Source organism: Spirosoma aureum (assembly GCF_011604685.1).
Taxonomy (GTDB): domain Bacteria; phylum Bacteroidota; class Bacteroidia; order Cytophagales; family Spirosomataceae; genus Spirosoma; species Spirosoma aureum.
In genome coordinates this window covers 6,275,211-6,287,277 of the sequence record NZ_CP050063.1, presented here as the reverse complement: position 1 = coordinate 6,287,277, position 12,067 = coordinate 6,275,211, and the positions used below count along the sequence as shown (strand labels likewise).

The 12,067-nt window shown below is 48.2% G+C and carries 6 protein-coding genes; all 6 read right to left on the bottom strand.

Annotation, left to right across the window (positions count from 1 at the left end):
• Positions 1-5: 5 nt before the first annotated feature.
• Entirely contained in the window at positions 6-1,370 is a 1,365-nt protein-coding gene (locus G8759_RS24925; RefSeq protein ID WP_232073933.1) for an enolase C-terminal domain-like protein, read from the bottom strand.
• Between the two features lie 59 nt (positions 1,371-1,429).
• Entirely contained in the window at positions 1,430-2,344 is a 915-nt protein-coding gene (locus tag G8759_RS24920) for a hypothetical protein (RefSeq protein WP_232073932.1), read from the bottom strand.
• Positions 2,345-2,441: 97 nt separating this feature from the next.
• Positions 2,442-4,562, bottom strand: a complete 2,121-nt coding sequence (locus tag G8759_RS24915) for an outer membrane protein assembly factor BamB family protein (protein WP_167219240.1) — start codon at positions 4,560-4,562, stop codon at positions 2,442-2,444.
• Between the two features lie 135 nt (positions 4,563-4,697).
• Positions 4,698-6,737 (bottom strand): tetratricopeptide repeat protein, encoded by a 2,040-nt coding sequence (locus G8759_RS24910; RefSeq protein ID WP_167214249.1) that lies wholly within the window; start codon positions 6,735-6,737, stop codon positions 4,698-4,700.
• Positions 6,738-6,841: 104 nt separating this feature from the next.
• The gene (locus G8759_RS24905; RefSeq protein ID WP_167214246.1) at positions 6,842-8,374 is read right to left on the bottom strand and encodes a RagB/SusD family nutrient uptake outer membrane protein; all 1,533 of its coding nucleotides are present in this window, start codon (positions 8,372-8,374) and stop codon (positions 6,842-6,844) included.
• A gap of 42 nt (positions 8,375-8,416) precedes the next feature.
• Positions 8,417-11,911: a TonB-dependent receptor gene (locus G8759_RS24900; protein ID WP_167214243.1), complete on the bottom strand. Its 3,495-nt coding sequence runs from the start codon at positions 11,909-11,911 to the stop codon at positions 8,417-8,419.
• Positions 11,912-12,067: the final 156 nt, after the last annotated feature.

The window sequence follows — 12,067 nt, the reverse complement described above, 5'->3', positions numbered from 1 at the left end:
ATCGATTACGGCTTCAAAATTGTGCCGTCACTCTTGCGAACCGTCCAGCGCGATTTGGTGCCGATCGGATATTTGGCCGCTTCCTTTTCGTTGATGTCGATGCCCAGGCCTGGCGATTCACTGACATGGTAGTAACCGTTTTTGATGGTAGGACAGCCCGGAAAAACTTCCTTCACCTTGTCGTTGAACATCTGCGACTCCTGAATTCCGAAATTCCAGACCGCAATGTCGATGCTGTTGTTGGCCGCATGTCCCACCGGCGACGTGTCTCCAGGGCCGTGCCAGGCTGTTCGCACATTAAACCACTCACCGAGCCGAGCCACTTTCATGGCCGGTGTGATGCCCCCAATCTGCGAAATATGAATACGGATAAAGTCGAAAAGCTGGTTAGCCATAGGCTCTTTGAACTCGTTCACATTGTTGAATAATTCACCCATGGCAATCGGTACTGACGTGGTGGCGCGGAGTTGCTTAAACCAACCCATGTTTTCCGGTGAGAATGGGTCTTCGATAAAATAGGGACGGTATTCTTCCAGACCTTTAATCATGTTGATGGCATCGATGGGTTCGGTCAGTTCGTGCATGTCGTGCAGGAGCTGAATATCCTCACCGCATCGTTTTCGAACGATATCAAACATTTTAGGGACCCGTTTCAAGTATGTCCGCTGGTCCGAAAAATCATCAGTTTCGCGGGCAAAGCCAGCCGCTTTGAAATCAGGTTTGATATCGGCCATTGCACCAACGCCACCATAACCACCCTGCTGGATACGGATGTGCCGGAACCCCATTTCCATGAATTGCTGCACCTTATCGGCTACCGCTTCGGGTGTAGGTCCGCTGGCATGCGTATATGTATCCACCGCAAAGCGGGCTTTGCCGCCCAGGAGCTGATAGACAGGCATATTCGCCCGTTTTCCTTTAATATCCCACAAGGCCTGATCGAGGCCGGAGAGCGCATTGTTGAGGTCTGGTCCGTTGCGCCAGTAGGAACTGACATAGGCCGATTGCCACATATCTTCAATGTTATCGACATCCTTGCCGACACAGAATTCATTGAGGTAGACATTGATGGCGGGCACAACGACAAGGGCTCGCTGGGTGAAGGTAGCGCATCCAAGGCCATATAGACCGGGTTCGGAGGTTTCTACCTTGACGATGACCAGGTTAGGGCCTCCGGGTGCTGTGGTAATGGCCCGAACGCTTTTGATGGTAACGGGAGCCATCCCTTTGGCGTAGGCAGGAGTCGTACGATTTTCGGCTCTTGCCTTAGGACTGTCGAAGAGGCCGAAGAGTCCGGCAGTGGAGCCAAGTCCCAGCATTTTAAGGGCGTTCCGGCGACTGGATTCTGAATGTAGGTCTGGGTTTTTCATAGCAGGTTTTCGTGATTTTAAGGGCAAAAGTTTGTTCAGGTTGTTTGACTACTTATAGCTTATTTGGTGTAATACTGATAGGCAATCTGCCAGCTAAATGACTTTCCCGGTTCTACTTTAATATCGATATAAGGTTCCGGGCATACGGTGGTCGACGATGACCAGAAGACTAATCGGGCGATATCCCGATCACCGGTCACTTTCACTCCGGCTCCTGTTTTGGTATTATCGACATTGATCGCATAAGGAACCGGTTTGCCTGCCGCCAGATTGGGGAAATAAGCCTGTTCGCGTTTGCCTAAATCACGCAGGTAGACAAGCTGATTGCCCTGAAGATTGACGACCTCACCAACTCCTTTTCCGCCTTCTGCCGACAGACCGGCAATCGGGAACGTAACCGAATACGTCGGGCCGGTAGGTTGCTGATCGATCACGAAAAAATTGTGGTCGTAGGCCGTAGTCTCAATTGGGCGAATACCTATGTTTTTCAGCGTATGCGTTATTACCAATTCGGGTTTGCCTTTGGTCAGTTTCAGTGTTTTCTGGTACGCATAGCCATAATTGCTATCATTCAGGGTATGCGTAAACTGCACCTGATCGGCTTGCTTTTTCACCGACCAGCTACCCGGATTGGCAATGGCGTATGTTTTGAAAGAATTGTAGGGCTTTTCGTCGGGCCGGGTGAGACCGCCGATTCCGATTTTAACGAATGTTTCGCCCGCTTTTGCATCGCCATAACCTAATGGACCAAACTCTTCGACCGGGCCAATAATAGCGTCGTGCGTTGTTGGATTGTAGTTGTCGAACCACTTGCCATGATACGTATGCCCCTTGTAGTCGAGGTTGGCGACAACCCCCGACCAGTCGAAGCGAGTGCCCCGGTAATACCCATTTTGTGCATCGGGTAGATACAGTTTCGCCCGAACAAGGCCGTTTGTGATATCAGCTTCCGGCACCTGCAGGGTAGGTTTCATGCTGATGATTAAACCCGCCAGTAGGATAAATAACGAGCCGGGGAGCGAACGAGTGAAAAGGCGTTTTTTGCTTGTCAAAATCAAGTCTGTTTTATCGTTACTTAAGCGCAAATGCGACATAATTTCCTCCTGCCTTCTGGCCTCTGCCACCACCGGCAGCAATAACCACATATTGTTTACCATTGACTTCGTAGGTGATGGGTGTAGCAAAACCACCCGCAGGCAGTTGATACTCCCAGACGACCTTCCCCGTTTTTTTATCGAAAGCGCGGATTCTTTCGTCTTTGGTGCCCGCAATAAACACGAGCCCGCCCGCCGTGGCCAGTGGACCGCCATAGCTATCTGTACCTGTAATAGGAACTCCTTTTTTTGTCAGTTCGGGGTATTCGCCCAACGGAACCCGCCAGAGGTAATTTCCGGTGTTTAAATCGATGGCGTTCAGCGTGCCCCAGGGCGGTTTAATGCCCGGATACCCATCCTTATCGGTAAAGCGCTGCCAAACCTTGCTCACATAGGCTGGTACATATGGAAAGCCGTTTTTACTGGTTGCTGCAGGAGAGGCAGGTGGCGTACTGGCAACTTTTGCCGAGGCCGTTTCGGTATTTAGCAGAAATCCGACGAGCGCATCCCGGTCTTTTTCAGACAGGTGCTGGAAGGATGGCATTCGCCCGCTCCCTGTTTTCAAAATGGCTTTAATCTCGTCCGAAGAGCGTTTTTTGCCGATATCGATCAATGAAGGAAGTTCGGGGCCGCTTCCGCGCCGATCCTGCCCATGACAGGCAGCACAATTGGCCGTATAGAGCGCGTTACCAGCCGTAAGTGGGGTATTTTGCTTACTCAGACTTGCCCGTTCGGTCATGATCAGCTCCCAGGGCTCTTCATTGACATTCTGGTAGAGAATACCGCCAGGATCGATGGAGTTGCCGCCCCATTCGGCACCACCGCTATAGCCAAAAAGCAAGGTGCCACTCGTGCTCGGCGGGGCAAACTTATTGTCGGTGCGAATTTTTAAATAACGTTCCTTTATGTAGGCGTGGGCCTCCGGTGAAATGTTTGTAATGTCGGCTTCGGTATAAACCTGTCGGGACAAGGGGAGGGGTTTAAGCGGGAATTTCTGCGTAGGCCAGGGATGTTCGCCCGGCAGACCATTGACTGGAACCTTACGCTCTTCAACCGGAAATAACGACGTTCCTTTGTCGCGATCCAGTACGTAAACCAGGCCATCTTTGGTAGCCTGCACCAACGCGTCGACGCTTTTTCCGTTCCGTTTCAGCGTGATGAGGTTTGGTGGGCTGGGATGGTCGCGATCCCACAGATCGTGGTGAATGGTTTGATAATACCACTTCATTTTGCCGGTTTCTGCGTCCAGCGCCATAATGCAGTTGGCGAACAGGTTCTGACCTTTTCGCTCACCACCATAAAAGTCAGAAGCGGGTGAGCCTGTGCCAAAATAAACGACTCCACGTGTTTCGTCGAGCGACATGCCGCTCCAGTTGTTGGTTGCGCCAATTTTCTTGTAAGCATCTGGTGGCCAGGTATCATAACCAAACTCGCCGGGCTGAGGAATGGTATGGAAAACCCATTTTAGTTTGCCCGACAACACATCGAAAGCCCGGACATGACCAGGAGCTGCATCACCGGATTCGGATACACTTGAACCGATGATGAATGTATTTCGATAAACAATACCGGGCGATGTGGCATTAACGGAAAGCTTACTTACATCATGATCCATGTTGGTTTGCAATCCTTCATGCAAATCCGTTTTTCCATTTGTGCCAAAGCTGAGAATGCCCTGACCGTTTTCTGCATTGACTGCGTAAAGACTAGAACCAACGGTATAGAGTATACGTTTATCGTTCCCGGACTCCCAGTAAACAACGCCCCGGTTTGAATTCAGTCGATCCGATTTTGAAGGTTCAAACTTCCAGAGTTGCTCGCCCGTTCCGGCTTTCAGTGCAAATAATTTAAGTTCAGGCGTGGTTCCATACAGAATCCCGTTGACCACAATGGGCTGACACTGAATGGCCCGATCTCTCCGTCGACCAGGATTATTGGGGTCCTGTTTTTCGGAGGCATCATACATCCAGGCAACTTGTAGGTCGGTAACGTTTTTGGTATTGATCTGGGTGAGTGGCGAGTACCGATTGCCTGCTTTATTACCACCATAATTTGGCCAATCGCGCCCTGTTGGCAACTCCCCATCCCGTTGTTGCATGCTATAGATCAGGCAACTACCGGCAAGCAATCCGCCAATGGCTATCCGGCGTACAGGTACAGTTGTCAACGTCGATTTAAGATTATTGGCTCTGTTAATTCGTTTTTTGAGCATGCTCATCGTACACAGGATTTTTTACTTAATTTGCGCCATCAGCGCCAGGGCATTTGGGTTATCAGCGTCTATTTTCAGGATTTTCTGGAGATACTTCGACGCTCCACTTTTGTTGTCCATGCGGTAGTAGGCATTGGCGATTTGATTTAGGGTAGTCAGATTTGTCGAGTCTGCGGCTAAGGACTGCTTCAGTTGTACAACCTGTTCCGCATAAGCTTTCACCGGGTTCAGATTGAACTGAGAGGTGTTGTTCTGGATGGCATAATCCAGAAAGGGTATGGCCTCGGTTGGTTGGTCAAGCCTGAGATAGAGCACAAAGAGGTATCTGGCTTTGTCAAAAGAAGGCGCCAGGGCAAATGCCTTCTTAAAATAGAAAATAGCCTTCCTGTCGTCTTTTAATTCGCCACTTAACATGGCTGCCTTTTCGTAGTAGCGTGCATCGGTTGGGTATTCGAGGACCAATGTTTCAACGACCTTTCGCGCTTTTTCTAATTCATGGTTATTGATATAATAGTCATATAGCTGGCTGATGGCATCTGGCCATGCCAGTTGCTGAGACGTTACACCATAAGCCAGCTTCTCTTCCACTGTTTTAATAGTATAGGGGTTCGATGTCATGACCTCACGAAAAGGCCAGTTTCGCTTCAGATTACTCACCTTATACAGCCCCGCTAATGAATCCACTTTTGTTATGGGCATTTCCTGAATCAATTGAGAAAAGCTCATCTCGTTCTCTGTATTGACCGCGATCAGCTTTTCTTTTTTCATGGACTTGTAAAATGCATCGGCCAATAACGCATAACCCATTAAGTCAGGGTGAACGTGTTCCAGAATTAATTCGTCGCCAATTATTTTATTTGCCGACTTTGCTTCAAATTCGGTTTTTGCATCGACCAGATGAGCATCCTTATATTTCTGGCACAGCTGGCTAATCAGCTCATTAAGTTTTTCGGGTGCTCTGAATCGTAAACCATCCAGATCTTTCGCTTTGGTAAAATAGGTTTTAGCCAGACCGAAATTGCCTTGCTCGTAGGTGATTTTTCCTAAATAATAGTTGCAAAGTGCATGGGTGTTATTGATCTGGTTTGCCGCCTGATAATATCTATGGGCTCCAGCGTAATTTTGTTTCTTTAAGGCTTCTAAACCAAGTATATAATTTCGGTTAAAAGCCGGAAATTTAACGTTGTCGGAGGGGAAGCTGACGAACGGTTTCAAGTCCTTTTCATTACTAACCAGATTGCTGACGAAGACAGGAATATTTCGTTTAGAAAGTAATTTCAGCGTCTCATCTATGTTATGATGGAACTGTTCAATACCCTTCTGGTAAAGTTTTGACTCATAGGGGATTTTTTGTTCAGAAACCATGAGCTTCATGCGGGTTCCACCGGTGTCGGCTGTATTCCCTGCAATGGCCTGTTGTATTTGCTCGTAGGTGTTGGTCAGTAGCTGCACAAGGCGGAACTGGCGCAGGTAAAGGATCAGGTTTACGAGTTTAGGGTTACTCCCTATCTTTTCGGTTGAGCCAACGCCTAAGGCTCCATAGTATTCGTTGTGACCGGTATAAATTAATACTGCATCGGGTTCATAATTAACGACTTCTTTTGCAAAACCAAAAACCGTATAGGAGTTAACAGCTGTTAGCGAAAGATTAATAATTTCAAAATTTCGATCGGGAAACGTATGGCTTAATCGATATTGAAGCCAGCGATGAAATGACCCGTTGTGAAAATAAGGATAGCCAATTGTAGTGGATTCACCAAGGATGAAAATTCGTAACGTATTCGCGTCTTTATTCTTCTTGAATAATTCGATATTTCCAGTCGTTGCTATTTTCTGGTTAGTAAAATATTTCTTCGATGCATCTGGATTTAACTGTAAGAAATTTTTGTTTTCAGGTGCTTCAATAAATAATCGTAAATCGTGCCCATAACGAAAAACTTTAAGTGAAAATTCGAGAATATAGAGTAATACAATTGAGGATAAAATACTCAGTAGTTTAAAGAATATAATCCTTTTTGCTGATTGCTTTTTGACTGCGTTATATTCTTTTACCGCGCTCATTTGTAGTAAATCTATGCCGTATTAATTTGCCTGTTCGTTGGAATCATATTTTGTAACTTCCCAAACGTTTCAAACATTCGGGAAGTTGAGTTATAGCAAGCTAGTTAATACCCATCATTCTGCGTCCAGGCTGGATTTCTGGCCATTTCATTCACAGGAATGGGAGCTAAATACTTCTGACTGACATTGGTGTTTGCCGGAATCGGATTTTCTAATGGACTTCGGGCTGCAATAATCTTCGGAAGTAGTTGTAACCGTACGATATCGAACCAGCGTACGCCAAATTCACCCGCAAACTCGTAAGCTCGTTCATACACGACCGAATCCCGAAACGCCTGAGCCGACAACCCTGATGTTAAATTGGGCAGGCCGGCACGCTTTCTGACCTGATTGATAGCACTATAACTCGCAGCGGTTGGCCCACCGGCTGCCATGGCCGAGGCTTCGGCATAGGCTAACAGAACAAGCGGATAGCGAATCACATCATAGACCTTGTTGGTACTTGGATTGATGGCGTTAATGGTCGTTTCAGTTTCAGAGACTCCGTCGCCATTCAGACCGGCCCGAAACTTCTTGTAATAAGGATGACCAGCATGGGTTTCGGGCGAATCCCAGGGAACAAGCTTGAACGTTTTGCCGTCGGGCTGGCGCAGCTTGATCGTCGTATAAAACGTTGCATCGGTCCGGTTACATTTTGGTGCGTTCTTGTAGAAATTGATCTCAGGATAATAGTCATCCCAACCACTGGACCCATTCGTGGCTACCTCGTCGAGTGGTACAGAAGATGAGCCGGCACTCCGTAGGGGCAGGCCGCCACTTACATTGTACTGAAAACCAAAAATAGATTCGGGGCTGTTGTTTGTAGAAAAAACGGTGGCATAAGGCGTATTTACATTGAATTGTCCCGATTGCATCACCGAATTTGCTTCGTCGGCTGCCAGCTTGTAATTGGTTTCCTGATTCAATGGCCAACCCGTCATGTTTAAATACACGTCGGCCAAGAGCGAACGTGCGGCCATTTGATTCGCCTTGCCCGGCTGACCTGGGAATGATACCGGCAATAACTCTTTCGCTTTCTGCAAATCGCTGATGATGGCGGCATAAACTTTATCGACAGCATCTCTGGGAGGTCGATCATTTACGTCAATCTGCGTCAGAATGATCGGTACGGGCCCAAAGGTTCTCACTAAATAGAAATAGCCCAATGCCCGCAGGAAATACGCCTGACCCGCAGCCTGATTTTTCAACACGTCGGTTGAATTGACTTTGGCATAATTGGCAATCACGTTGTTAGCCTGGTAAATTCCCTGCCAGGGCCCTTGCCATTGCGCCACCAGACTTAAGTTACCACTACCGCCACTCAAGCGATCGAATAGCCGAAAATCTTCTTTATTGAGGCCGGGATCAGTGGTGAAATCATCGGACCCGAAATAGGACGTACTTCGGTTCGTAAATCCCCAGGCACCATCGCGGGCAAACTGGATATAAATGGCCGAAACAGACGCGTCCAGATCCGCCTGCGTTTTAAAATAGGTTCCGGGCGTTAAACTGCCTTTGGGGTCTTCGGTAAGACTTTGACAGCCGCCAGTCAGAATCAGGACAAGCAATACGAGAATAAGTGAATATTTGGTGTTCATGATTATGTCTCTTAGTCGGGTTCTAAAACGGACAAACACTGATTACAGACCAAGCCGTAAGCCTACCGTATAGGTTCTTGGGTTGGGGATAACGCCCATTTCCAGGCCTTGGGTAATGGCATTGGTACCATTCGATACTTCCGGATCATAGCCTGGGTATTTGGTAATTGTGAAGAGGTTTTGACCACTCACATACACTTCGAGGTTACGCATCTTTGCCTTGTTGAGCAGGTTGTCGGGAATACGGTACGTCAGCGACAGATTTTTCAGTTTCGTATAGCTGCCATCGTATACGTAGCGGCTGCTGTTGTTGAAATTCTTGCTGGTATTGCTGAACGCCGGATTATCGGTCTGATTGCTGGATGTCCAGATATTCAGCGCGTCGGTTGTGGTAGCGTTCCGTTGATCGCCCAAACCACCCCACAAATAAGCCAGAGTCTGCGAGTAAATCTGGTTGCCGTGCGTGCCCTGGAACATAAAGCTCAGGGTAAAATTTCCATAGCTTACATCGTTGATAAACCCGAATGAATACTTGGGCGTACCGTTGCCAATGGGCATGCGATCGGCAGCTGTGTAAGCGTGGTCATTATTCACATCAACGTATTTGGCATCGCCCGGTTTCATGCCAAACTGTGCTGCCTGATCGGCTTCACTCGTTTTCCAGGTTCCCAGGAATTGATAGCCATAAAACTCACCCAGCGGCCGGCCGACCCGCAGAATAGAAGCACTGTTCAGGGCAGAACCGACACCGTTTACGATAACATTATCGAGACCTCCCAGATCGATTACCTTATTCCGGTTAAAGGAGATGTTGAAGTTGCTGGTCCAGCGTAGTTTACCCACCGAAACCGGGGTGCCACTAAGCGAAAATTCCAGCCCTTTATTCTCAACACTACCAATATTTCGGAGGTAATTGCCACCACCTAAGTAGAACGGTGCCTGGTAGCTGTAGAGGAGGTTTGATATATTTTTCTGATAGACATCCGCCGTGAACCGTAAGCGACCGTTTAAAAACGAAGCATCGATACCGGCGTCATACTGCGTTGTTGTTTCCCATTTCAGACTGCTCGATACCGGGGCTCCCAGAGGTGTGGCAACACTCGGAGTCGTGCCATCATAATAATAAGCTGGTTGGGTGCCACCGGTCGTAACCTGGGCAATAGTAGCGTAGGCACCAACGGCCTGGTTACCGGTTTGCCCGTAGCTGGCCCGTACTTTTAAATCAGAAAACAGCTTCGAGTTCTGCATGAAAGCCTCTTTGGATAAATTCCAGCCCAGAGCCAGCGAGGGAAATGTGCTGTATTTCTGCGTTAAGTGAGACGAACCATCCGTACGAACGCTGGCCGTGAGCAGGTACTTGTCTTTATACGCATAGTTGACCCGACCCATGTACGATTGCAGCGCATCGGCCGAATAGCCCGATGAGGTTTGCTGCGTTGTTCCCAGACTTAAATTATAATAGCCCAGTGCATAGGTCGATAAACTATTGGCTCGGGCATTCACGGACATTCCCTGTCCCTGCTGCTGTTCATACAATGCGGTTACGGTCAGGCCATGGTCGCCAAAATTAGCCTTGTAGGTCAGGAAATTACTATTCTGAAAATTCCAGTTTCTGGACGCATTTACCTGTGCATACAATACGCCGTTACCCGTTCCCGGACCGAACAGGGTCTGATTAAAGGGCGATGATACCTGGTAGGTCGTGTTTGTGGTAAACGTAAGACCGTCGAGAATGCGGTACGTCAATATGCCCGTTCCGGCAAGGTTGGTATTCCGGCTTTCATCGAACTGACTGGTTGCGCGCGCTACCGGGTTAAACTGAATAGAGGCATAGGGGGCAGTGAGGATAAACGCGCCAGTCTGATCGCGAACAGGGGAGGTCGGGTCCCATTCGGTTGCCTGTGTAAATGGGTCCGTCAAGTCGCCGGAGTAGTTGGTATTCCGGTTTTGCGGCAACACCGCAGCCACGTTGAATTTCAGATTTATCCGGTCATTGATCTTGGCATCGATATTGGCCCGTAAAGTCGTTCGCTTATAATACTGATTGAGAATTAAGCCGGGTTGATCGAGATAATTAGCCGACAGCAGGTATTTGACATTGGCAGATCCACCCGATACATCGAGCTGGTAATTCTGTAGCAACGGTTCCTGATGCAATTCGTTTTGCCAGTCGGTACCACCATTTGCCCTCAACGTCTGAAGTCGATCATCCGAAAAAGCGGGTGGATTTCCGGTCGATGTAAACTGCGTATTAACGGTACGGGCGAAATCGTAGGCATTCATCAGGCTCAGTTTTTTGGGCATACTGGCTCTGCTGAACCACGTGCTGAAATTAACCTTTGCCTTTCCTTCCTGACCCGATTTTGTGGTAATGAGCACAACGCCATTTGATCCTCTGGAGCCATAAATAGCGGTTGCAGAGGCATCTTTAAGGATTTCCAGCGATTCAATGTCATTGGGGTTGATGGATTCGATGTTCCCGCCGATAAACCCGTCGATCACATAGAGCGGATCGTTGGAGCCCGTGATGGAGTTTGATCCCCGTATCCGAACGCTGAGGCCACGGCCTGGCTGGCCACTGCTGCTGGCCACGACTACACCCGATGTTGTGCCCTGCAAGGCCTGCTCAACCCGCACGAGTGGCCGTTTGGCAATCTCCTTAGCCGTTACCGTACTGGTTGCACCCGTGACATCACTTTTGCGTTGTTCGCCATAGCCAACCACCACAACTTCCTGCAAGCCACGTTCGCTAACCTTTAAGGTCACGTTTAGGGTGGTCTGTGTTCCGATGGGAACCTCCTGACTTTCGTAGCCGACAAAACTAAAGACCAGGGTTGCTCCTCTATCGGTCACATCAAGCTGAAACTGCCCTCTGGTATCGCTGGTCGTTCCTTTTTGCGTTCCTTTAACAACAATGCTTACGCCGGGCAGACCTTCGCCTTTTTCGTCGGTGACCCTGCCAGTAATAGGAGCCAGCGCACTCTTGAAACTCTGGACTTTGTCGGTCAGTATATCCGACGTTTTTCTCACAGATTCTGCCCCTGACTCCACTTTAAGCCCCGTTCTTACTTCGGCCGTTTGTAGCGTAAACGCATTCGCTCTGGTATCAAGCAGCGCTTCTTCTTTTCGCTTGATAACAATCGTTTTACTAATGATGGAATAACTCAGCGGCTGGTTTTTGAATAGCTCATCCAGTACCGTTTCCAGGGTAGCATTTTTCAGATGGATGGAGACCTTATTGCTTTTCGTCAGCAGCTCCGTTTGTAGAAAGAAGGAGTAACCACTCTGTTTCTCAATCTTATCCAGTACTTTTTCGAGCGGAGCATTCCGTTCATTAATAGAAATACGTTGACTATAACCGGCCGCATAGAGGTGCAGACAGGCGGCTAATAAGAGTATGCTGGTAAAGTTGAGTCGCATAATCCATTTTCGTTTCATTCCCGGACTATTATCAAGTAGTCGGGAATTGATAAATTCCTTAAGTTGCCCCCACGGATCCGTCATGCATAGCCGTAGGTAAAAAGTAGAATAGTTCATACTTTTGTAAGAGTTTGGGGTTTAGTAAAAGCTTGTACGTCAATCGTTTTACATATCTTCCTGTTTTTTACAGGCAGGTTATCCTAAGCTTCATGCCGGAAGTGCTCGCAACACGTTCCGGCTTTTTTATTAAGATAGCCTGTGGCTACTCCAGGC